Origin of the sequence: Bacteroides sedimenti (assembly GCF_040365225.1) — a bacterium.
Lineage (GTDB): Bacteria > Bacteroidota > Bacteroidia > Bacteroidales > Bacteroidaceae > Bacteroides > Bacteroides sedimenti.
The window spans coordinates 2,191,523-2,215,670 of the sequence record NZ_AP028055.1 but is presented as its reverse complement, the minus strand read 5'-3'; the positions used below and the strand labels follow the sequence as shown (position 1 = coordinate 2,215,670).

General features: G+C 38.6%; 16 protein-coding genes. 6 read left to right on the top strand and 10 right to left on the bottom strand.

Features of this window, described 5'->3' with window-relative positions; translation table 11 throughout:
* Positions 1-8: 8 nt before the first annotated feature.
* On the bottom strand, positions 9-737 hold the full coding sequence (locus ABWU87_RS08840; RefSeq protein ID WP_353329975.1) for an SDR family NAD(P)-dependent oxidoreductase: 729 nt from the start codon (positions 735-737) through the stop codon (positions 9-11).
* A gap of 323 nt (positions 738-1,060) precedes the next feature.
* On the opposite strand from ABWU87_RS08840, the gene ABWU87_RS08835 reads away from it, so the two are divergent.
* A complete protein-coding gene (locus tag ABWU87_RS08835; RefSeq protein WP_353329973.1) occupies positions 1,061-2,155 on the top strand; it encodes a family 10 glycosylhydrolase in 1,095 nt (364 codons plus the stop codon).
* A gap of 65 nt (positions 2,156-2,220) precedes the next feature.
* Here ABWU87_RS08835 and ABWU87_RS08830 read toward each other — a convergent pair whose 3' ends face one another.
* Both ABWU87_RS08830 and ABWU87_RS08825 read right to left on the bottom strand, forming a co-directional pair.
* Positions 2,221-3,486 (bottom strand): sensor histidine kinase, encoded by a 1,266-nt coding sequence (locus ABWU87_RS08830; RefSeq protein ID WP_353329971.1) that lies wholly within the window; start codon positions 3,484-3,486, stop codon positions 2,221-2,223.
* Positions 3,487-3,493: 7 nt separating this feature from the next.
* Complete coding sequence (locus ABWU87_RS08825) at positions 3,494-4,828, bottom strand: sigma-54-dependent transcriptional regulator (protein WP_353334442.1); 1,335 nt, start codon at positions 4,826-4,828, stop codon at positions 3,494-3,496.
* Between the two features lie 273 nt (positions 4,829-5,101).
* Here ABWU87_RS08825 and ABWU87_RS08820 point away from each other — a divergent pair, with 273 nt between their 5' ends.
* Genes ABWU87_RS08820 through ABWU87_RS08805 form a run of 4 tightly spaced genes read left to right on the top strand, consistent with a single transcriptional unit; the run spans position 5,102 to position 10,816 of the window.
* Positions 5,102-6,409 (top strand): TolC family protein, encoded by a 1,308-nt coding sequence (locus tag ABWU87_RS08820; protein ID WP_353329969.1) that lies wholly within the window; start codon positions 5,102-5,104, stop codon positions 6,407-6,409.
* Between the two features lie 14 nt (positions 6,410-6,423).
* The gene (locus tag ABWU87_RS08815; protein WP_353329967.1) at positions 6,424-7,671 is read left to right on the top strand and encodes an efflux RND transporter periplasmic adaptor subunit; all 1,248 of its coding nucleotides are present in this window, start codon (positions 6,424-6,426) and stop codon (positions 7,669-7,671) included.
* A gap of 17 nt (positions 7,672-7,688) precedes the next feature.
* Positions 7,689-8,399 carry an ABC transporter ATP-binding protein gene (locus tag ABWU87_RS08810; RefSeq protein WP_353329965.1) on the top strand — a complete coding sequence of 237 codons (711 nt, stop codon included), beginning with the start codon at positions 7,689-7,691 and terminating at the stop codon, positions 8,397-8,399.
* Positions 8,396-10,816, top strand: coding sequence for an ABC transporter permease (locus ABWU87_RS08805; protein WP_353329963.1), 2,421 nt, complete (start codon positions 8,396-8,398; stop codon positions 10,814-10,816). The genes ABWU87_RS08810 and ABWU87_RS08805 overlap by 4 nt, the downstream gene beginning before the upstream one ends.
* Positions 10,817-11,028: 212 nt before the next feature.
* Here the strand turns inward: ABWU87_RS08805 and ABWU87_RS08800 are convergent, their stop codons facing one another.
* The 7 genes from ABWU87_RS08800 to ABWU87_RS08770 all read right to left on the bottom strand — a co-directional run bounded on the left by ABWU87_RS08800 (position 11,029) and on the right by ABWU87_RS08770 (position 21,386).
* Positions 11,029-11,244 carry a hypothetical protein gene (locus ABWU87_RS08800; RefSeq protein WP_353329961.1) on the bottom strand — a complete coding sequence of 72 codons (216 nt, stop codon included), beginning with the start codon at positions 11,242-11,244 and terminating at the stop codon, positions 11,029-11,031.
* 225 nt (positions 11,245-11,469) lie between these two features.
* Positions 11,470-11,880, bottom strand: a complete 411-nt coding sequence (locus tag ABWU87_RS08795; RefSeq protein ID WP_353329959.1) for a hypothetical protein — start codon at positions 11,878-11,880, stop codon at positions 11,470-11,472.
* A gap of 5 nt (positions 11,881-11,885) precedes the next feature.
* Complete coding sequence (locus ABWU87_RS08790) at positions 11,886-13,010, bottom strand: outer membrane beta-barrel protein (protein ID WP_353329957.1); 1,125 nt, start codon at positions 13,008-13,010, stop codon at positions 11,886-11,888.
* 207 nt (positions 13,011-13,217) lie between these two features.
* Positions 13,218-15,266 (bottom strand): M13 family metallopeptidase, encoded by a 2,049-nt coding sequence (locus ABWU87_RS08785; RefSeq protein ID WP_353329956.1) that lies wholly within the window; start codon positions 15,264-15,266, stop codon positions 13,218-13,220.
* A 181-nt stretch (positions 15,267-15,447) separates the two neighbouring features.
* On the bottom strand, positions 15,448-17,670 hold the full coding sequence (locus tag ABWU87_RS08780; RefSeq protein ID WP_353329954.1) for a DUF3857 domain-containing protein: 2,223 nt from the start codon (positions 17,668-17,670) through the stop codon (positions 15,448-15,450).
* Between the two features lie 11 nt (positions 17,671-17,681).
* Positions 17,682-19,535: a transglutaminase-like domain-containing protein gene (locus ABWU87_RS08775; RefSeq protein WP_353329952.1), complete on the bottom strand. Its 1,854-nt coding sequence runs from the start codon at positions 19,533-19,535 to the stop codon at positions 17,682-17,684.
* Between the two features lie 321 nt (positions 19,536-19,856).
* Entirely contained in the window at positions 19,857-21,386 is a 1,530-nt protein-coding gene (locus ABWU87_RS08770; protein WP_353329950.1) for a sulfatase, read from the bottom strand.
* Positions 21,387-21,689: 303 nt separating this feature from the next.
* Between ABWU87_RS08770 and ABWU87_RS08765 the strand changes: the two genes are divergently transcribed.
* Positions 21,690-23,042 carry an alpha-L-fucosidase gene (locus ABWU87_RS08765; protein WP_353329948.1) on the top strand — a complete coding sequence of 451 codons (1,353 nt, stop codon included), beginning with the start codon at positions 21,690-21,692 and terminating at the stop codon, positions 23,040-23,042.
* Positions 23,043-24,148 lie beyond the last annotated feature (1,106 nt).

Genomic DNA, 24,148 nt, shown 5'->3' with positions numbered 1-24,148 from the left:
TTTTTTATTTATTTGTTTTTAATGGGGAGTCGTTCCCAGATCCACAACGGAATCATTCTCCAGAAGAATACAATAATGGCATATCTTCTGTCAATCATAATAATACGTTTATTGCGATTCAGTGCTTTTATAATGTGGGCTGCAACACGTTCCGGTTTCATCAATAGTGGGTAGTCACGATCCTTTAACAGATCCGTTTCAACAAAGCCGGGGCGGATGTCAGTGAATCGAATGTTCAGTTTTTCCATGTGCGCCAACTGAGCTAATGCGTTGATATAGGAATTCTGAAAACGCTTTGTTGCAGAGTAGGCCGGAGCAGAGCCCAAGCCTTTGGTTCCGGCAATAGAGCTAATCACTGCCAGATGGCCTCCTCCTTGTTGTTTGAAATAGTTAAAAGCAGCTGTAACCATACGTACAAAACCTACCACGTTGGTTCTTGCTGTATTAATTTCAATTTCTGGTTTCAGCTCAAGGTTTTGGCTGCCAATACCCGAACTAAGTAGGAACAGGTTCATGCCGCCCAATTTATCAATCAGTATTTGCAGTTTCTCAGGCGCATCATCTCTGGTTACATCCAGTGGTTGAATTTCTACCATGTTGGGAGCCATGGAACGAAACTTTTCCAAAGCATCTTCTCGTCTGCCGGCTACACCCACACGCCATCCCATTTTCAGATAATCTTTGGCAACTTCATATCCAATACCAGACGTGGCACCAATAATTATAACTCGCTTCATTATTTATTGTATTGAGGTGTACAAAAATAGTGAGATTAATTCAGAAACAGGGTACTATTCCTCCTTTATTATTTAAAACGAAGGCTGATTTCAGATATGGTTCAAATTAATTTAAATTTTGCTTGTTTCTTTATTTAGTTCTTTATAAGAGGTGTTAATAGGGGACTTTTTGAACTGAATATAAAAATAAAACAGAAAAATAAAAGATAAAAATAGCATGAAGATGATTTGTATGAGTTTTCGTGAGGGAAATTTTAACTAAAGCTTACTTGTTCAAATGCTTAATTTTAAGTAATATTGGCAAATAATTAATTGGAGGAACCATGATTAACAGGAGAAAATTCATCAAGGCTGGCATAATTGCCGGTTTATCTGCGACTATAATGCCCGATGTCCTGAAAGCTGCTGAGCCCTGGAAAAAAAAGAAACAACACGGTTTGAAGCATTGGATTTGGATAAATCCTAAAGCAGGAGAAGATGAAGCGATGCTTACTGAGCGGTATAAAAGATATTATGATGCAGGAATCCGAGGAATACTGTTTGAAAATGATGTTGAAGCTCATTTTCGCATTGCAAAATCTCAAGGATTGGAAACTCATCGTTGGTTATGGACCATGAACCGGGGAGATAAGAATCTGATGCAAGAGCATCCTGAATGGTATGCTGTAAACCGGAAAGGGGAGTCGTGTATTGAAAAACCTCCATATGTAAATTACTATCGATGGCTTTGTCCTTCAAAGGAAGAGGTACAACGATACATCCTGAATAATATACAGAGTATTCTTGAAAACAAGTATGTAGATGGTATACATCTGGATTATATACGATATTGTGACATCGTTCTACCTGTTAATTTATGGGAAAACTATCATATAGAACAAACCAGAGAATTGCCTGAATACGATTATTGCTATTGTGACACATGCCGTTCGAAGTTCAAAGAACAATTTGGGATGAACCTCATTGATATTCAGTATCCCGAAGCTAGTCTTTCCTGGCGTCAGTTCAGATACAACTCAATCACTCAGATTGTGAATAGTATTGCTAAGATAGCAAATGAACATGGAAAGAAAATAACGGCAGCTGTATTCCCAACTCCCGAGGTGGCAAGAAGAAATGTGAGGCAGGATTGGATTAACTGGAACTTGACAGGTATTTTCCCGATGATTTACCATCGTTTTTACAAAGAGAATATCCCTTGGATAGGAGATGCGGTGAAAGAGGGAGTAAGGGGTATTGATGATCGTTTTCCCTTATATGCAGGATTGCATCTTCCAGATTTTAAAGACGATACCGAACTTAGAGAAGGAATAAAATATGCTTTGAATAATGGGGCTCAAGGGGTATCTTTTTATGGGGATGTTACGGATAATGTGTTGGGTGTATTAAAGGAATTTTTGAAATATAAAAAGATTTAAATTCCCCACACAATTATTTTATCATGATATTTGTGTGTCGTTTAATAATAGGCAGTCTAAATTGTTTATTGTGTGAGAGTTGTTGGCAGATCAATAGTGAACACAGTCTTTCCAGAACTGCATTCTTCGATCAAAAGATGTCCCTTATGAAGGCGAATAATCTGTCTGCATAAACTTAAACCTATGCCCATTCCTTCCGCCTTTGTTGAGAAAAAAGGGATAAATACTTTTTCTTGTAATTCAGGTAAGATGCCCGGGCCATTATCAATAACGTTAATCGTTATGCGGTTAGTTTGTTGCACTCTTATATGGATTGCTCCATTCTGCATCCCGTCAAGTGCTTGCATGGCGTTTTTAAGTAAGTTGAGAATAACCTGAGATAGTTGGTTTTCATCGCCTTCAATATTAATAGAGGCTGGAGTGCAACTGAGTGAAAAATTAATATTGTTTGCCTTGAAGTCCGTTTGCATAAGTTCTTTTAAATTACAGAGTAAGGTCGAGAGTGAAAATGTTTTCCTGTTCGGATGTGGCAGATAAGAAAGGTGTCTGAAGGATTCAGTAAATTCCATCAGCCGCTCACTTTGAGATTGTATTATGCGAAGCCCTCGGGTTGCTTTTTCCCCAATGTTTTGATAATTCAGCAATGTTTGTGATAAGGAGACTATGGGGGTTATTGTGTTCATTATTTCGTGAGTTAGTACATGAGTGAGTTTGTTCCAGCTTTCATTCTCTTTATCGCTTAGTTCATCACTAATGTCTTTGATGGAAAGGAGCGTAATTTTTTCTCCCTTCATAGTCATGCTGCTTTTAGATATAGTGAGCTTTTGCCTGCTTTCATTCTTTTGTAACAATTGCTCTAGCTGGTAGTAATATGTCAATTGATCGCATTCAAGCAGAGATAGTGCGGTAGAATTGGCAACTAGAATTTTTCCCGAAGAGTCCCATGCAAGTATCCCGTTTGGAACTTCCTCCAGTAAAGAACGATAGAAATATTCCTGTTTCTGTATATCACTCTTTGCTTTGGCAAGTAAATCGTTGATTCTGTTCAATGAGCGATGCAGCATTTCCTGATCCTTGTCCACATGCTTCTCCGAAAAATAGAGCATGTTTTCTTTATCTTGCACTGAATCGAGGAAAAACTGTATTTTTCTGTTGAATGTGTTTAATTTTTGAGTCAGCAATTTAATCTGAAATAGAGAGCAGAATATGAACACACTTCCGATTATGATGCCTGTATGCGATAGTATCATCCAAAGACCGCTTCCTGCCGTAAGGAGGATCAATGCAATGTAGAACAGTATGGTGAAATATATCCGTTGGTTTAATATCATAAAGTTATCAAAGTTTAAACCGTTTTAGTTTATTGTATAATGTCTGTCGACTAACTCCCAATTGTTCCGCGGCAGCTGTCAGATTCCCGTTGTTGTATCGGATGGAACTTTCGATAGCCTGCTTTTCTACTTCTTCCAGATTAGCGACAACTGCTGTGGGTTGTGGTTTCCAATTTTGTCTGATAAGTATGTCTTTAGGGCGAATTACACTGCCTTCACATAAGATAACTGCTTTCTCAATTGTATGTTCCAGTTCCCTGATATTACCAGGCCAATGGTATGTACGTAGTTTTTCTATTGTCTGATCGTGCATCCGCATTTCATTTCGCTGGTATTTTGCAGAAAACCTTCGGATAAAAAGGTTAATAAACAACAGAATATCATCTTCCCGATCGCGTAAAGGAGGTACTTCGAGATGAATTGTATTGATGCGATAGAATAAATCTTCCCGAAACGTGCCTTCTTGTACCATTTCAGGAATATTTTTGTTGGTTGCGGAAATCAGCCGGATATCCACGGGAGTCACTTTATTACTTCCTATGCGAGTAACATTCCGGTTTTGTAGAACTGTAAGCAGTTTAGCTTGGAGAGGCAAGGAGAGATTTCCTATTTCATCCATAAACAATGTACTTTTGTTGGCTGCTTCAAATTTTCCCGGCCTACAATCGTAAGCATTGGTAAAAGCTCCCTTTTCATGTCCGAAGAGTTCGCTTTCAAAGAGAGATTCGCTGATTGCTCCCATATCAACGCTTAACATAGACCGTTGATTGCGTGTTGATAACCGATGAATCTCTCTTGCCAGCATATCTTTTCCTGTTCCGTTTTCTCCTGTTATCAAGATGTTGGCATCGGTGCGAGCTACTTTGTGAATCATCTTGATGAGCTGCATCATCACCTTTGATTGCCCGACAAGCATCTCCGGCTTTTCTTTTTTTTCTTCCTTGCTTCCTTTGTCTTTTATTTTGCTGTTGTATGCCTCTTTAATCTTTTCTACTAGGATTTTATTGTCCCATGGTTTCAATATAAAATCTGTGGCTCCGTTTTTAAGCGCATTAACAGCAAGTTCTACATCGCCATATGCGGTAAGCATTACCACTGGAAGCGACGGGAAATCCTTTAGGATGCACTTTAACCAATACAATCCTTCGTTGCCATTGTTTATACCTGCAGAGAAGTTCATGTCCAATATTACCACATCAATGCTGTTTGCAGTGAGAATAGTTTTGATTTGGTCCGGTCTTGTAGCTGTTTTTACATTCCTGAATTCGTTTTCAAGCAACAATTCAAGAGAAGCCAGCACGCTCTTATTATCATCCACAATGAGAATGTTTCCTGTAGCCATATTCAATAATCTGTCTCTTAGTTTTCGGGTAAAGGTATTTGTTTTCAATTGTATTGGCAAGTGAGTGTCCAAAATTTATACGTTTTCGAAGCGAAAATATATGAATAAGAGAACCTTGAGATTGTTTATGAATGTAATGTCCATCTTTTGGACGCTATGGTGTCTAATTCTTAGACATATAACCTAATTGTGTTGTTTGTAAATAGCTTATATTCATATTGTTATTGTTTTTGGCACGAGGGTTGCTATTTTATCTGAGTAAGAATTTAAGTTATGAAGCATATTCAATTGTTTGTTTGTTTATTTTTACCTGTTGCCTTATATGCACAGACACCGATGAAACTAAACGATTGTATTCGTTTGGCTTGGAGGCAATATCCTGGCTTAAAGAACGGAGAGATTCGAATTCAGGAAGCACATGCCGATTATGTTTCATCAATAGGAGATTTCTTACCTCGGATAACTTTGAAAGGAGAGGTCGGAAAGCGATATGGGCGTTCTATAAATCCAGCTACTAATGGATACGTCAACAAGGATTTTGAAGAAGGTACAATTGGGTTGGATATGACTTTCTCTCTGTTTGAGGGCTTTTCACGAATAAATAAGGTTCGCTTTCAAAAGATAAATAAAGAATGCAGTGAATGGAAGTTGAAGGAAGAACGCAATGAATTGGCTTATCAAGTAACAGAGGCTTACTACAAACTTCTTCTAGAAGAAAAATTGCTAGATCTTTCTCGAGAACAAAGTCGGCTTAGTGAACGCTATCTTAAACAGACAGAAGCGTTTGTTGAGATTGGATTGAAGTCTGTTTCAGATTTACAGGAAGTAAAAGCTCGTCGTGATGGAGATGCTTTCAGGTATTCCTCTCGCAAGAACGGCTACCAGATGGCTTTGCTTCAATTAAAACAATTAATGAACTTTACTCCGGCAGATACACTTATCATGCAGGATGAAATAAACGAAGAAGAACTCCCAGTATACTCTGTTCCTCAGGTAGATACATTGTATTCTCAATCTGCTATTGTACAACCCTCTTTGAAAATAGCAGGTTTATCAGTAAGAGCAGCCCGAAAGAGGTATGCAATGGAGAAAGGAAAATTTCTCCCTTCTGTCTTTTTTTGCTTTTCTGCTGGTTCAAATTATTGTAATACAACTTTTTCATCACGACAATTACGTGATAATATTGGAAAGTATATCGGTATAGGTATTTCTTTTCCTCTGTTAAGCGGCTTGGAAAGAGTTACAGCTCTGAGAAAACAAAACCTGAATATTGATCGTATGCAAAATGAGGAGGATCTACAGAAACAGAAATTATATGCAAATGTGGAACAAACTGTTCTTTCACTGCAAGCAGGGAACGAGGAGTATCAGCAAGCCTTGCAACAGGTCAGGGCCGAATCTTTTGTCTTGAGAGAATCTGAACGAAAATGGGAAGAGGGACTTATTTCAGTATTTCAACTCATGGAAGCACGCAACCGTTACATCTCTGCAAAAGCTGAATTGACACGTGTTCGCCTGCAAATGGAAATGACTATTAAGCTGGAACATTATTATCGGACCGGAACTTTTTTACAAGAATAAAAAAATAACTATTAATGGATACCTTAATTGAAAGAAAACCCTGGTGGAAGCGAAAACTAATTTCTCTTATCACTGTTTTTTTATTACTTATCTCATTCATACTCTATTTTATTTTAAGAGATACAAGCTCTTCAATGACAGTAGAAAAAAATAGAGTAACAATAGCCTCCGTGCAAAAAGCCGAATTTAACGATTATATCCGTATTATCGGACAAGTGGTTCCTTCTCGTATCGTCTTAATGGATGCAATTGAAGGAGGGCGCGTGGAAGAACGTTTGCGCGATGAAGGGGCTATGGTGAAGAAAGGAGACGAGATTCTGCGTCTTAGCAACCCGTTGTTGAATATAGGTATTATGCAGAGTGAAGCAGATTTATCTTATCAGGAAAACGAGTTACGAAACACTCGAATTAGTATGGAACAGGAACGGTTGCGACTGATGCAGGAGCGTATCGCATTGAATAAGGAGTTTAATATAAAGCAGCGCCGTTACGAACAATACAAACGTTTGGTTAAGGAGCAACTTATAGCTAACGAAGAGTTTCGGCTGGCAAAGGAAGATTATGATGCTGCCCGGGATCAACTTGCCGTTATCGATGAACGCATTCGGCAAGATAATATTTTCAGAAAGAGTCAGATCAGCAGCTTAGATGAGAATATCCGAAACATGAAAAGTAGCCTTTCACTGGTGCGTCAGCGATTGGAGAATCTGAAGGTAAAAGCCCCTATTGACGGTCAAGTAGGAAATATTGATGTACAGATCGGTCAGTCGATTGCTGCAGGAGAACATATCGGTCAGATTATTACTCCCGATCTGAAGGTACAAGCATTTATTGACGAACATTATGTGGAAAGGGTTATCACTCGACTTCCGGCAGACTTTACACGTGATGGGATAAATTATAAATTACGAGTAACCAAGGTATATCCGGAGGTAAAAGAAGGCCAGTTTCGTGTAGACCTTAGTTTTATCTCTGAACGACCGGAGAATATTCGCGCCGGACAAACCTATCATATAAATCTTCAGTTGGGCGATCCGGTAAATGCGGTGCTTGTTCCGCGTGGTGCATTTTTCGAAATAAGCGGCGGAAGATGGATGTATGTTGTTGATAAAAATGGTACTTTTGCTATCCGGCGTCCGGTGAAGATCGGGCGACAAAATCCACAATATTATGAAGTGACGGAAGGTCTGGCTCCGGGTGAAAAAGTAATAATCTCTGGTTACGAATTATTTGGAGACTGTGAAAAAATAGTATTAAACTAACGACAGAACTAATTATTATGATTAAAACAGAAAAAATGACGATGATTTTCACTACGGAAGAAGTGCAGACAAGAGCATTGAACGAAGTTTCATTACGAGTGGAGAAAGGAGAATTTGTTGCCATTATGGGACCTTCCGGATGTGGGAAATCAACCTTACTCAATATCCTTGGAACATTAGATTTGCCAACCTCCGGCTCTTATTTCTTTGATGGAAAACAAATTGATAAAATGAGTGAGAACCAGCTTACTGCCACTCGTAAGGGGAAAATAGGCTTTATCTTTCAGAGCTTTAACTTGATTGATGAGTTAACAGTATTCGAAAATATAGAGCTGCCATTGATTTATCTCAAAATGAAATCATCCCAGCGTAAAGAGAAAGTCAGGCAGTTGCTCGGGAAAGTTGGATTGCTGCATCGCGCCAATCATTTTCCGCAACAATTATCGGGTGGTCAGCAGCAGCGTGTTGCCATTGCGCGTGCTGTGGTTGCAGACTGTAAGTTATTACTTGCCGATGAGCCGACTGGTAATCTGGATTCGGCAAATGGTGTTGAAGTGATGGAGTTACTAAGTGAACAGAATCGTCAGGGAACTACCATCATAATAGTTACTCATTCTCAGCGTGATGCAATGTATGCTCATCGGATAGTTCAGTTGCTCGATGGACAGATTGTGGCCGAAACCATAAATCGTCCTTTGTCAGTAAACTTTAAAAAAGAAGCTTTATGATACGTAACTATTGTGAGAGTGCCCTCCGGAATCTGATGAAGCGCAAACGGTTCAGCTTTATCAATATATTCGGTCTGGCTATAGGAATAGCATCTGCTTTGATGATTCTGACGTATGTGGCTTTTGAATTTAGTTTTGATAAGTTTCACAAGAAATCGGACCGTATCTATCGAGTGGAAAGCACTTTTCATGAAGGTGACGTACTTACCGATCATTGGGCAAGCAGCTCTTTTGGTTATGGTTCTGCCATGAAAGAGAATCTGGCAGGCATTGAAGATTATACCCGAATTGGCTCTTTGAATCAGCCCGAACAAATTGTTAAGTACGGAGAGTTGTGCATGCGCGAAAATCAGATTGCATATGCCGACCCAGGTTTTTTCCGCCTTTTTGATTTTGAACTACTCAAAGGAGACCGGAGATCTTGTCTTTCCAGCCCTCGTCAGGTAGTGATAACGGAGCGTATTGCAAAAAAATACTTTAAAGAAGAAGACCCCATCGGTAAAATCCTTCTCTTTACCGGAAGTTCAGAACAGCTATCTTGTGAAGTAACGGGTGTAATGAAAGAGATGCCTTCCAATTCGCACATTCATTATAACTTCCTTATTTCTTACCAGTCTCTTCCTCAGTATATGCAGGAATTTTGGTATAAACATGAAGCATACACATATGTATTGCTCGACTCTCCTCAAAGAAAAACGGAAATTGAAAAACAATTTCCCGCAATGGCCGAGAAATTTAAAACAGAGGAGGCTTTGCGAAATAAAAAATGGGGGGTAGTGCTTATTCCGATAAACGACATTCATCTGAATCCTCAAAGGGGATATGAAGCGGAAACAAAAGGGAACCGTTCGGCAATGATTGCACTTATTTTTGCAGCTGCTGCAATTCTGGCTATTGCCTGGATAAACTATATTAACCTAACGGTGGCGCGCTCAATGGAGCGAGCCAGAGAATTAGGAGTACGAAGGGTTATCGGTGCTTTTCGAATGCAGTTGATTACACAATTTCTGTTTGAGGCATTGCTGATTAATTTGTTAGCCCTTTTGTTGGCACTTGGGATAATTGAAATTATTCTTCCATATTTTAATATGTTGGTAGGGCGTTCTGTTTCCTTCATTGTATGGCTGACAGGTTACTGGTGGATTGTCCTGTTTCTGGCTTTTGCCGTTGGTGTTTTTCTTTCTGGATACTACCCGGCCTTAGTCTTGCTAAATCGCAGGCCAATTGCATTGCTGAAAGGTCGTTTCCTTGACAGTAAGGCAGGAGAAAGAACCCGTAGAGTTCTGGTGGTTTTGCAATATACAGCCTCAATGATTCTACTATGCGGCACTTTGATTGTTTTTGCTCAATTGAGTTTTATGCGCAGCCAGTCATTAGGCGTCGACACAGAAAACAAACTCATTATTAAGTTTCCAGGAAGAACAGAAGGTTTGGAGACTAAACTGGAAGCTATGAAAAAGGAGATAAACAATTTACCGTCAATAAATAAAGTTGCATTCTCGGGTTCTGTTCCCGGAGAAGAAGTGGCAACTTTTCTCTCCAACCACCGTACAGCAGATTATTCGAAACAAAATCGCCTGTATGAGATGCTTACCTGTGATGCAGGATACATTGATACTTACGGATTAAAGTTGCTTGCCGGCAGAGGTTTTTCAGAAGATTATGGAGATGATGTAGACAAATTGGTTGTTAATGAAACGGCAGCCCGCTCTCTTGGGTTTACTTCTGGTCAAGAGGCCGTTGGTCAACTTGTTACGGTGGAATGTGTAAATAAGCCTATGCAGATAATCGGCGTGGTGAAGGACTATCATCAGCAGGCTCTTACAAAGAATTATACCCCTATTATGCTAATGCATAAGGATAAGTTGAAATGGCTTCCGCAGCATTACATAACTATTGCAATGAATCCTGGTAATGCAAGTGAATCAGTTGCTAAGATAGGAGAGATATGGCACCGTTATTTCCCCGATTCCAGCTACGATTATTTCTTTTTAGATGATTTTTTTGACCATCAATACCGGCAGGATAAGGTGTTTGGCGTTATGATAGCAGCTTTTACCGGATTGGCTATCTTTATATCTTGTCTGGGATTATGGGTACTTGTGATGTTCTCCTGCTCCACACGTGTTAAGGAAATGGGTATCCGTAAGGTACTTGGAGCATCTCATCTGAATCTATTCTATCAGTTGGGGAAAAAATTCTTCCTGCTGATTCTGATTGCTGTCACAATAGCTCTTCCAGCGTCCTGGTTTATCATGCAGGCGTGGCTTAATCATTATGCCTTTCATACAGAGCTCCGGTGGTGGTTCTTTTTCCTTCCGGTTGTGCTTATGCTGTTTATCTCTTTTGTAACTGTAACATTCCAGGTAGCCAAAGTGGTGTATAGCAAGCCGGCTCGTTCGTTGCGTTATGAATAAAGATTGATAAATAATAAAATAGAAGTGGTGGAATCTCTTTTATGCCACTTCTCATGTAAGCTTAAATATAAACCTTTAACATTACAATATAAAAATAGAAATAGAGTGAGGCTGTCTCATAATGATAAATGAGACAGTCTCACTCTATAAAATATTCATAGAATTCATGAATCAGCTGAAAGTAATTGAAAGCTATCTAACGTATAGGTTTGCTATGCTTCTTTAGCTATCACTTTTTCAACCCGTTGTTTTAATTCTTCAGCCTTAGTTTTAGCAGCATCTACTACGTTTTTCAGTCCTTCCTTTGATTTGCATAGATATTTATCAGCATATTCATTAACAAATTCCAGCTTACCGTCGTCCTGCAGTTTTCTGATAATATAACCTATTGTGCAGCCAATAGCTAAACCCCAAATAACCCCTTTCATAGACTCTGTTTTTATAAGTTTTACTATAATCATGAACTATTAATATAACAGTTTCAAGGGGATATATGTTCATTGAAAAATGGAACTCCGATGTGTAAATTATTTTTCTGAATACTCAAACAGTATGCTAGTATTTCATATTGCCATTTTTACTTTCTGGATATTTACTTCATGATAAAACAGATTCCATTTCAATATTGAAATTATGTATTATGTAGTGTTCTGTTATTGTTTCTTGCTTTTAATAGCTACTCCATTGTGCAGAGTATTAAACACCACTCTGTTACCTATTACTGTTTTTTCTTTCGTTATTGTATATGCACAGTAAGAATAAGATGCTCCTTTTTCTAAGCTGGATGTGATTTTCATACTAAATTCTTTCGATGGTTTTTCTGTGGCAAGACTATATTTAATTTCCTTGCTTCTACCATTTAGTATAAAACCATAATCAATGATTTCATTTTCTTCGAAATTATGAACCAGAGCGTTCAACGTTGCCCCCATCTCTGTTATATCTGTTGCATCTTCAGTTGTAACAATGGGATAATTCTTATCTGTGAAGCCAGTTTCATCTGCACATCCGGCACTTATAAATATTAAAAGAAGCAAGGAAAGCAATTGAATTAAATATTTCATGACGATTAAAAGTTAAAACCTGTTGATACTTGAATGATTGAATTATTAAACGAGTTGTTTTCGGATAAACCCTTCAGGGAAGAATAGCGGAGATTCAGAAACAGAGAATTTCTATGATTAAGTTTATATTCTGCCCCTGCACCCAATGAATATCCCATTTCCCATTTTGAGAAAAGAGGCACATCCTTATAGATAATATCAATCTTATCTCCAAATGCAGTTGAATTAATGTAACCGTTCTTCTGATTGAAGTTATAAGCAAATATACCTCCTACATTTAAATATGGCCGAAATCTTTTAAAAGGGAAAGTGTATTTTATCAAAGTCGGAGCCTTTACGGAAGAAATATTAGCATAGAAATTAACATCATAATTGTCTTTTATCTTATAGCAAGAATAGCTATGTTTCACATAATAAGGTTCTGTATAAAGACTAAAATCACTATAAAAGAGAGGGTAGTCAATAAAAAATCCAATAGTTGGATTTGCCTCTTTGTTGAAGTCTATTAACTTTATATTGTCGGATGCTTCATCTATAATATCAATGTTGATTATTTCATAACCAGCCACTAATCCCATTTTTAAAAATGGGTATGGGCTGCTACTACATTTTTCGTATCTTTCTATCAGTCTTTTTAATCCTGATTTACTGTAGACAGCATGATATATCGCATCTGATATGTCTGGACAGTCGGCTGTCAATTCCTTTAAGTATTCCTTATACGTTTTATGTTCTTTTTTGTTGACTTTGGGAAGTTCTACGAAAGAAGTTTTATCTTTCTCGATGAAGAAAGTTTTTGTATCTTCCCCTCTGTAATAATAAAGTGTTAGCTCTCCATCTAATATCCGTTCCAGAAAAACTCTTCTGACGGAATCATTGACTAAGATGTCTTTTGCTTCATAATAAGCCCCTTTTTCAAAACCGTAAGCTTTTATCGAGTCGGGCGAATATTGATAATACCTATCATTCTTTTTAATCCAACAATACCGTGCATTTTTCTTTTCACCTTTATTTTCAATTTTTACGCCGTAACTGGCTGATTTTTCTGTAATGTAATAATCGTTTTGGCAGAAAAGATTAAAAGGAATGATAGTCAGAATGAATAAAAATAGTAGTTTTTTCAGTTTCATATAAGATTTAGCTATGTTAATACTGTATATATTTATGTAACTTGTAAATTATTCAAATATAGGCTATTAAATATCTATATACAAATGATAATGTATTTATTTTTATTGGTGAAAATATCTAGGGCGTAAAATCTTATCTACCTGCATTCCTTTTACATGCAGGTAGATATTATATCTTAGCCAATACTGTTTATTAATTATAAGTGATTACCAGATTTTCACGATCTGATTTTCCGGACGCCACATCTTATCTCCCTGTTTTACACCGAAAGCCGAGAAAAATTCGGGCATGTTTGATAAAGGACCAATTACCCTCCATTTTGCCGGAGCATGTTCGTTGCTCTTTACTTGGTTAGCCACCGCTTCAGGGCGCATGTTCAGCATCCATGCCAATGCATACCCCAGGAAGAATCGCTGACTTGGATTCAGTCCGGCAATCAGCACATTATCCTTGTATTGCTTGGTCCTTTTAAAGGCCTCGTATCCCATAATCACTCCGCCTAAATCCGCAATATTTTCACCCTGGGTCAGTTCCCCGTTTATGTGTAGATTGTCAACAGCTTCATAATTATTGAATTGTTCCACAATCATTTTTGTTTTCGCGGTAAATTTTTTCTGATCTTCATCAGTCCACCAGTTGCTTAGATTGCCCAGTTCGTTGTACTTACATCCCTGGTCGTCGAATCCATGAGTAATTTCATGACCGAAAGTTCCTCCGATAATGGCATATAGAATGGCGTCATCGGCCATTTTACCTTCATATCCCGGAACGATGATGTTGCATCCAGGAATAACAATCTCGTTGTTTGACGGATTGTAATAAGCGTTATAGGTTTGTGGCTGCATTTGCCATTCCTTACGGTCAACAGGTTTCCCGTACTTATGTATCATGTAATTGAATTCCCATTTATTGGCCTTCATTATATTATTTACATAAGAAGAACGATCTACCTGCAATGCGCTGAGGTCTTTCCATTTATCCGGATATCCCACTTTCATTATTACACCATTGAGCTTTTTCAATGCTTTTTCCTTTGTGGCAGCACTCATCCAGTCGAGCCCTTTTATACGTTCAGCAAAGACCGATTTAATGGCATCGCCAATCTCTTCGAGTTTTTCTTTGGTTCCTTTAGGTAGATATTCGTCTACATACACTTGTCCTACCAATTCTCCAAGCGAACCGTCAGTCTTTTCCACCACACGTTTCCATCTTGGTTTTGGTTCTTCAATTCCCCGAAGCACGGTACCATAAAAACTAAAAGATTCTATAAAAGTCTTGTCGTCCAGGTATTCAGATACCCCATTCAACAAGTGGAATTTCAGATAATTCTTCCAATCGTCTATTGTATACTTTTTCAGATAACCGTTTAGAGCAGTCAGGAACTCTGGCTGACCTACAATTACGCTATCTACCTTTGCCAGCCCAACACTACCCATGAAAGTCTTCCAGTCTAGATTGGGTGTCAGCAGTGCCAGTTCACCCGAAGTCATTTTGTTGTAGTTGGCAAATGGGTCGCGTGTATCTTCTCTTTTGCGCGAAGTTCTTGCCAGGGCGCTCTCCATTTCCATCAGTTTGACTCCAGCCAGCTTGGCTTTGGTGTTATCGTATCCCATTATCCGGAACATGTTTCCGACGTGTTCCACAAACTTTTCACGTATCTTTTTCGATCTCGCATCATTATCTGTATAATAGCTCCGGTCGGGCAAGCTTAATCCTCCCTGTATAATATATACCTGGTATTTGCTGCTGTTCTTATCGTCTTGTCCTATATAAAAGTTAAACAAAGGTGACGATGATACGGTGTGGATGTATGCAGCTTCTTTAACGATGCCGTTCAGATCTCTAATTCTGTCTATATTGGCAAAATCGTTTTTCAGATCGCTGATTCCTTTTTTGTTCAGAGTAAGGCTGTCCATTCCCGAAAAGAAGAAATCGCCTATTTTTTGCTTGTTACTTCCCTTTTCCGCATGCTGAACGGCTGCCGACGATTCACATATTTTTCTTACCTGCGCATTGATGGTATCCTGGATTAACTGAAAAATTCCGTTACTTTGTTCACTGGCCGGGATAGGATTTTGTTTAAACCATTTTCCATTGGCAAATTCAAAGAAATCATCTCCTGCTTTCACGGTCGAATCGATATGTGCTGCGAGTGCATCACCTTTGTCTGTTGAATGTTTACCCGGTTTGCAAGATGTTGCGGTGGCTGCCAGAGCGAACCCGCAGATAAGGATGTTGAATATCTTTCTTTTCATAGGATGATTTGTTATTAGTTGAAAAAAAATTAAAGGTACAATAATATTCCAGATTTTACATTATCTTTATTTGAAACTTCTGTATCTTCTTTTTTGTCTTATTAAACGGACTATTGATTGTTATTTTTTGAGATATAATATCTTTATTAATCGATAAAATGATCCTGTTTTTATACTTTTTTTACTGAATCTTTTTTAAGATCACAGATTGAGAATAAAATTTATTTGTTTCATCCATTACTTTCAGTAATTCATTCCAATCTGCAACAGGAATAAATGATTTCTTGTATACTTTCTGAGTTTCGATATTGAGCTTGTTTTCGGCTATGGATGCGGTTGATACAAAAGAACCATACTCATTTTCTATTTTATAATTCAAATTTTCAATACCTTGTACCTCATATCCTTTTGGTATTTCCACCTGTATTTCGTTGATAAAAGAGCGTGGGGAAGGTAGTATGGCATTTACCAAGCGGTTGCGATCTTCTGCTGTCGGGGCCCATTGCGTACCTATTAATTTTCCTGCATCCAACAAAAGGTTGCTCCCTGCTTTTTTCACCAACCCCTCTATGCTGTATTTTACTGTATATTGTAAATCTGGATTTTGAGATGTTATTCCCATGCTTTTCATAGAATAGTCGAGTACCTCTTTAGGAGCAAAATCATGAATGGCATTAATCTCTTTCTTAATGTTATCTTTTTGTTCTTTTCGTTCTTTATCGTAAAAAGCTTGCCATTCTTCAACGTATTTACGTGCATTCTTATCCTCATCCATTTCCTGTAAGTGCGTTTTTTCAATCGATAAATTCTTACGCATTTCATTATTCCAATCTTCATCCAAGATCAGTAACTGTTGAAAATCTTTTTTCTGGTCGCCTGTATATGTACTTTCACGGTTTATCACTAACTCAAGCGGACTACTCTCCGAAAAAGTTACTTGCATTTTTACTAAGTTCTTATTCTGGTCGGCGGTTGTTTCATGTATTTCATATTCACTGCAATCGCCTTCAATTCCTGTCGGGCTATTTCTCTTATAAGCGTTTACTGATACGATTGAAGCTTTTTCTCCCTGAAAACTTGCTGGGATTTCAGCGGCAGGGGAATAACTTCCGGTGAAAGAAAAGAGTTGTTTGTTCTCATTTGCAGTAACAACACAATACAAATCTCCCGGTTCGGTAATCTCCTCCATTCGTGCATCGTACTTACTTGTAACAAATCCTATTTTAGCCTCCACCATATTCTCTTTTAAGAGTTTTTCCAGCTGGATCATAAACATGATTGGCGGAAAGTACTCCAAATTGTTTGGCCAGTATAAACGAAGTGCATCATAGCAATATACGGCTAGATCTTCCTGAGTTGCATTGAGGGAATTCTGTTTGTAGTTTAGTATTGCTTCCGATATTTTCTTATTGATCTTTTTTAACGAGCTCATCTGAGATTCTTGGGTTGCCAACATACATTTGGCATCGTTTAAAATGTTAATAGATGGAATATTGTTGTATACCCCACTACTACGTGCACTTGCCGGTTTGTATAATATTTTAGAAGTATTATTTAATATCTTCATACGGATCATGGGCAATTCACGCATAACTGAAAGCCATCGTGTTTCATTTATATTATCTAAATCTATCTTGAGAAGATCCTTTTTTTCCGCTTCAAGAATTGTATAATTTTCATCTGCATTAATCATTTTCATTTCCGGAGCTCCGTTTATGGAACGATATTCAACAGTAAGCTTCTTTCCGAATTCGCAGTGAACGGAATAAGAGAGAGTAGGGTATGGTGAAAAAAAAGCAAAGAATATGGGAGGTATGTTTTCGCTTTCCAAATCCTTTTCCTTGTGAATAAAGTAATCAAGAATATCCCCGACTTGTAGATCCGGAATAGCCAGTTTTCTATATGACTCTTTATTGTTTTTACCTTCAGTAACTGTTACTGATTCATTGGCTACATCAACCTCCTTTATTGTACCATCCGGTTTTATCACTCTTGCTCCAATTATTGTTCTGAATTTATTGAGACTATAGTATCCCCTTGTCGAGGTTTCTTTCTTAAAAGAAATTTCGGAGAATTCTTTTAGAGATGCATTATCGTTTATTTTAACTAAAGATCGTTCGGTGTCTGTGTAATATAGACTCGGACTTAAACCTCCACTCTGTAAAAAACTTGAGAATTGTTTTTGTCTTTTGACTTCAACTAGTTTATGTCGGGCAATGATGATAGCCGATTCTTTTTTATATTTGTCGGGAACGGTATAGTTCTTGAATTGAGGCAAGTTCCATCCCCACACTTCTTCTCTTACCCGCATTTCCTGTTCAGTATAATCGATAGCGAAAAGCATATCCGAGAATACAAGCATAGCCATGATCATCCAAAGAACTCTGCTTTTTTTGTTCTTCATAATATATGTATTTATAGTTTCTTTAAGGTTATTTGTTCCATATAAGCTTTTCGGATAGCTGAGATGTGGTTATTCCACTCTTTAAAACAACTCTTTTTTACCCATGGATCAACCATGGTTATTTCTTTTCGATAGATGACTTTGTTATCTGTTTGGATATATGAAACTGTAAAAAAAAGATTGTTGTTTTTGATTGTTAACCCGGAAGGAAGTTCGGTTACTTTATATCCCGAAGGAATGTGAAGCGTGATTTGCCGAACAATGTGCTCTTTAAATGAGAACAGGTAATCATTTTCACGTTTGGTAGTGTCAATGGCCAAATTTTCATAGTCTTTTGCGGAATTCAGACTGATGTACAGCTCATCATTAATGGCCTGTATGGCAGATTTATGCTCTATATCATAACTGATGGAGAGGTTGTCCGATTGGGGTTCTGTACCAGTGATAATGATATTGGACACCTCGTCCTGCGCTTCTCCTTTTTCCAGAAATCTCTTTATTGCATAATCCTGTTTGTCTTTTTCTTTAGAGTGAAGTAGCGACAAGATAAGTTGCTTTGATTCCCCGTGAAAGGAGTTGACAGCTTTGCCACTCAACGTTTTGTCTATAACTGTATATTCACACGATATGCTATCTTTGTTTTGGATAGGGGAGATGGAGGGAACACGTTTTATTAGATAGTTATCCCCATCTTCTATCATTGTCTCTCTGTCTTGTATCGACTGAGTATATTCGCCAAGCGGCATATATTTCACTGTAGGATCAAGGAAATAGAACTTATTGTTCCAGTTCAGGGCACAGATCATGTGATCTAAAATGGGTAATGGAGTTGAAAAATCGAAATCAATTTCATTGGTGGCTATCCATGCAAGCCGTGCATCAAAACCAGCTGCAACAAGCAGCGACTTTAATAAATTGGACATTCCTTTGCAATCGCCATATTTCTTTTGCAATACATCTTGTGCGTCAGCAGGTCTGAATCTCCAAATTCCATACTCAAAAGCAATATAACGAATATTTTCCTGTACCCATGAATAAATAGCTTTGATTTTTCTTTCCGGAGTAGTACATTCTTTAATTATTTCTTGAGCTTTATTATAGATAACCGTTGAATCACTGCTGTCCTGAAGAGTGGCACCGTGATTCCATTTGTAAAGACTTTCAAGCCCATCAAAAATGGATTGTTTTGATCCGTTGATAGTAGCTGTTTTGGATATGATTCTTAAATGAGGACAGATATATGAATATCCCGGACTGTTAGGCTCTTCTTTTTCTGTTTTTTGATTTTCAATGTAATAAATGTATGTATGAGTTTTAGCCTTCTCATCTGCTATGACTTCTTTTTTTATATTTGTTCCAAGATTCTTCTCTTGGATGTCAATGTCCATCCAAAAGGGGACAATTAATTTTACAATCTTATTCTGTATAAATTGTTGCTCGGATAGATTGACTGTAGTAAAATAGTGAGGATCTTGAAAGATTCTTTTATAAGAGACTTCTGCAATCTTATTTTTCTGAGTAAATGGTAAATTTATTATGCAGACTCTAGAGTCGTGATAAAATAAACCTTCTTTCTGATACATTCTGTATTGAGGTCTAACGTTTTTTAATCCGTCTACCTTGATATTTGTTATTTCCGAGTATTCATTGTAGAATTTGGCTAAAAAAACTTCCTTGGATATTACAGATACATATGTGGCTGAAGACTTTTCTTCAATAAACAGTTTTTTGTCATCATTGAGTTTAAATGTAAAGACATCCTCCATATTGGTGATAATTACATTGTCATCATCTGTTTGTGCGAAAGTGCTAACATAACAAAAACAAAGAAACAAATAAGAAAGTAGTCTTTTGCGCCTTTTCATAGTCTGATTTTGTGTTATCAATACCCAAGTTTTATGCTTGCGTATTTAATATAATGGGAACAAATGTATGAAATATTTTTAGGCTTACATAATGAAATATGTGAAATAATAGTTTGAATGATAAGTAATGTTTGGAATGATATAGCTTATTATGTCCAGATTCCTTTTTTGAAGAAATGAGAAGTTACAACTCCCTTTTTTTCAAAAAGAAAAAGGGAAGCCAATTTCTTAGCTTCCCTCTTCTCCTTATTTAAGATAAAACATATCTTCGTGATGGATTCGCCATCAGTTATCGCTACTTTCAACTGATGATTCCGGCTGTTATTGCGGAATGATTGGTTCCAGCGCTTTACCATCCTTGTCGACTGGGTAGAGTGCCCCTTCCGCCTTTAACCGTTGAGTCATTTCACTAACCATTGCTTTCAGCTTTTCAGGTTCTGATTTGACAAGGTTGGTTGTTTCCGTCTCATCTTTTGCAAGATTATAAAGCTGATAGCCGGGAGATCCTGGATTTTCCGGATTGTAGTGGTAGATAAGCTTCCAGTCTCCTTTGCGGAAAGTAGTAAAATAGCTGCCACGATGCTCGTGAGGAAAATGCATCAGGAACTCTTGCGGATGGTTTTTATCCGGTTTTCCTTGCAATAATGTCTTTAAACTAAAGCCATCCAATACGTGGTTTTTCGGAGCTTTTATTCCTGAAACGGAAAGCACAGTGGGGTATATATCCATTACTGTTCCAATCTGTTTCATAACCTTGTTTTTTGCAATAGGGAATTGTTTCTGGAATTTGTTTTTTGCATCCGGGTGTGCCCAGCTAACAATAAAAGGCACACGAACACCACCTTCAAACTCAGATCCTTTTTTGCCTTTGAGTGGTGCTGATGAACCATAGTCTGCAGCTCCTCCCAGCGGTGCATCTCCACCGTTATCTCCCAGGAAGATGATCAATGTATTCTGTGCCACTCCCAGTTTTTCGAGTTTCTCCATCAGGTCGCCCAGTGATTTGTCCATTCCCTCGATAAGCGTAGCAAACGCTTTTGCCTGATCGTTCTTATCGGCAGCGGTGTAGTGTCCAATAAAGCGTTCGTCTGTTTCGAAAGGAGCATGTACGGCATAATGTGCCATATTAAGATAAAACGGTCGTTTTTCTGCTACCGCTTTGGCAATTTCCTCTCCGGCTTCCAGGGTTAATGCATCTGAAAGGAATGTGTTTGTGCGGTGATATTTTTCCAATCCGGGCACAGCTCTCTCTTTATTCCCTTTAATCCATCCGTAACCATTCTCGCCGTGATAACTTCCCGGTTGCCCGATGGAGGACCCTGCGATATTTACATCGAATCCTATATTTTTCGGATTTTCTCCTTCGCTGTTCATACATCCAAAATGTGCTTTACCTACATGGATAGTCCGGTAACCTGCCTTTTGCAGCATTTTAGGGTAGGTAATGTCGGCATGGTTTAGTCCCTTCCAGTTCCATTCAGGGGGTCCGAAAGGTGTACGATTATTGCTTTCTGAATTAATCCAGTTTGTGGTGCGATGACGGGTGGCATTTTGTCCCGTCATGATAGATGTACGCGATGGCGAACTTACGCTTTGCGCGTAGAATGTAGAGAAGCGAGTACCCTGTGAGGCAAGTCGCTCCATATTCGGTGTGCGATACCAGTTGTTTAAAGGCTGTCGGACAGGATTTCCTTGTCCGTCTGTAATAAAAGGAACAGAGGTGTCCATCAATCCCATATCATCCACAAGGAAAACAATGATATTGGGTTTTTCTTGTGCACTGACAGAAGAGAGGCAAGCTCCTCCGATAAGGGCTCCTGTTGTAAGTAGCTGTAAATTCTTTAGGTTCATAGTTGGTGTTAAAAGGTGTCTCCTGCAATGAGAACGATAATAACTTTATTTTTCGTGCCGAAGATACCACTTTCTGTTTTTTTATCGGTATGCAATCTCCAAAAAGTTATCTTAAGAAAGTAAAAACGCTATTTGATTTGCTATTTATCCTGAAAAAAAACAGCACCCCTTTCCGTAAGAGAATAGTGTGGATTATTGTTCTGTTCCATTGCATTGATGACATCGAAAAGATGATTACCCTCACGATTTTTTATGAGGCCAAAAAATAATCGTATATTTGCTTCCTCTAAACCAAAACAAATTATGAACAAAAACCTAAGAATTATCACATTATCCTTACTGGCCATTTTCACAATTGGTACCAGTAATGCTCAGTCCTTTCAGGAGTCGAAAGAACAGAAGGAGAAGAGAATGCAATGGTTCCAGGATGCCAAGCTTGGTGTTTTTATCCATTGGGGCATTTATGCTGTAAGAGGAATTCCTGAGAGCTGGTCTTTCTATAACGGCTATCTTTCTTATGATGAGTACATGTCTCAGCTGAACGGATTTACTGCTAAGAACTATGATCCGGTGGCATGGGCAAAGCTGATTAAAGAGTCCGGTGCCCAATATACAGTTATTACCTCCAAGCATCACGATGGGGTGGCACTGTGGGATACACAAGCCAGCGACCTGAGTCTGGTGAAGAAGAGCCCTGCAGCCCGCGATTTACTGACTCCTTTTACAAAGGCTGTCCGTAACGAAGGTATGAAGCTAGGAATCTACTATTCGCTCCTCGACTGGTCGTGCAAGGATTATCCGCATGAAACCCGCACTTCTATGCGCTATCAGGTAAAGGACGATCCGGCTCGTTGGGAACGCTTCCTTGAATTCGACAAAAAACAGCTGACAGAACTGAACAAACAATACAAACCCGATTTATATTGGTTTGACGGTGACTGGGATTTCAACTCCGCTACCTGGAAAGCAAAAGATATGGCTTCGATGCTTCGTTCCTACAATCCCAATGTTATTCTCAACTCACGCATTCAGGGATATGGCGACTATGAAACCCCGGAACAGGGTGTGCCTATCCGTCGTCCGGCATCTCCTTGGTGGGAATTGTGTATGACGATGAACGACAGCTGGGGATATGCTCCCACAGATACCAATTACAAATCGGCCAACATGTTGCTCCGCACTTTTGTAGACTGTCTCTCCAACGGAGGAAATTTGCTGCTAGACATTGGTCCGAAAGAAGATGGAACCATTCCTCAGGAGCAGGTTGATATCCTGAAGGAGTTTGGTCGTTGGACCAAGAAACATGCCGATGCCATCTACGGAACAAGAGCGGGTATTCCCGAAGGTCATGTTATGGGTTATACTGCGCTGAACAAGAACCAGGACATCCTCTATATCTATCTACCTTACAAACCTATCGGCCCTATTTCCGTGAAGGGGCTTAAGAATAAAGTGAACCGTGCCTGGATTGTGGGCAACGGTGCTTTGCTGGAGACCAAGGTTGTGGGTAAGGCATATTGGAGCAGTGTTCCCGGCATTCTATATTTCGATGTTCCCGAGCAGGTACAAGATCCACAAATCACTGTTGTGGCGCTTCTGCTTGATGGAAAGATAGACCTTTACCGCGAAGCCGGACAGGTGATCACCAGCAATTAGAAACTTCCTAAGTTAAGTAATATCGAAAAGGGCTAGACTTGTATGAGTTTAGCCCTTTTTTTGCTTCATTCCGCCAATTCGTCTGTCCGTGCTTTCACGATTGTATGCCATGATTGCAGGCATATTCAGGAAGATGTATATACTTATTTTCGGAGGGGGTGACAGAGGTGGCACTAAAAAAGGATGTTTTACGGTTTCAGAAAATGAAAATTGAAAATTCTTCTAAAATACTTTTTTTCGATTTACGATTTACAGAAAGGTAAATAGGATGTTTTCTCTGCCACCTCTGCCACCCATTACTCTGTATGGTGTTTATTATCAATGTAATATAATTCCGGGTAACACAGTAGTGGTGGCAGACAATTGCTTTCACTACCATTTTGAACCATGTATTGAGCTCATTACCGGCTAACAATGCTTCACGGTGGTGTAGATGGTGTAGATAAAACGACTGTTTTTCGATTCTAAAAAATGAGAATTGAAAATTCTTCAAAAAGATTTTTTTTCAAATATGATTTTCTGGAAGCGTAAAAAGCTTGTTTTTAGTGCACCATCTACACCACTGTATTTTGTATATAATTGATAATTAGATGTTTGTATCTAATAAGAAATGGTGCAAAGGACTTGTTTACGTGAAATCCTCCCTAAAAATAGACGCTAATGAGTGGATTTTGGCCATGTAAGCGGCTATAAACAGTATGCTTCTGCCTGTTGTGGTGCTTAAGATAGAAGTCGGCGGCCCTGTCGACTTGTATAAAAGCAGTATGCATCTGTTTGTTGAGTTGAAAGCCCCCAAGGGGTTGTTCAATTAGCCGTCTAAATGCAGAATCAACCCCCTTGGCATATTGCAGCAACCTGTTCGATGTTGTTCAATAAGCTGTCTAAGCACAGCATGCTTTTGTTTGTTGCGGTCTGTTTTTGTGTAGCCGGATACCAGTACTAAAACGATATGTCTTTTCCCTGTTTCGGTAACTACACATGGTAAATCTTAGCAAGAGACTGCTCTTTGTTCATGAAGAACTAATCAAAATGTAAGTGGAAACTAACCAAAACAACGGCAATAGTTACCCCAATCTTGTACATCTTTCACCCCAATCATGTACATG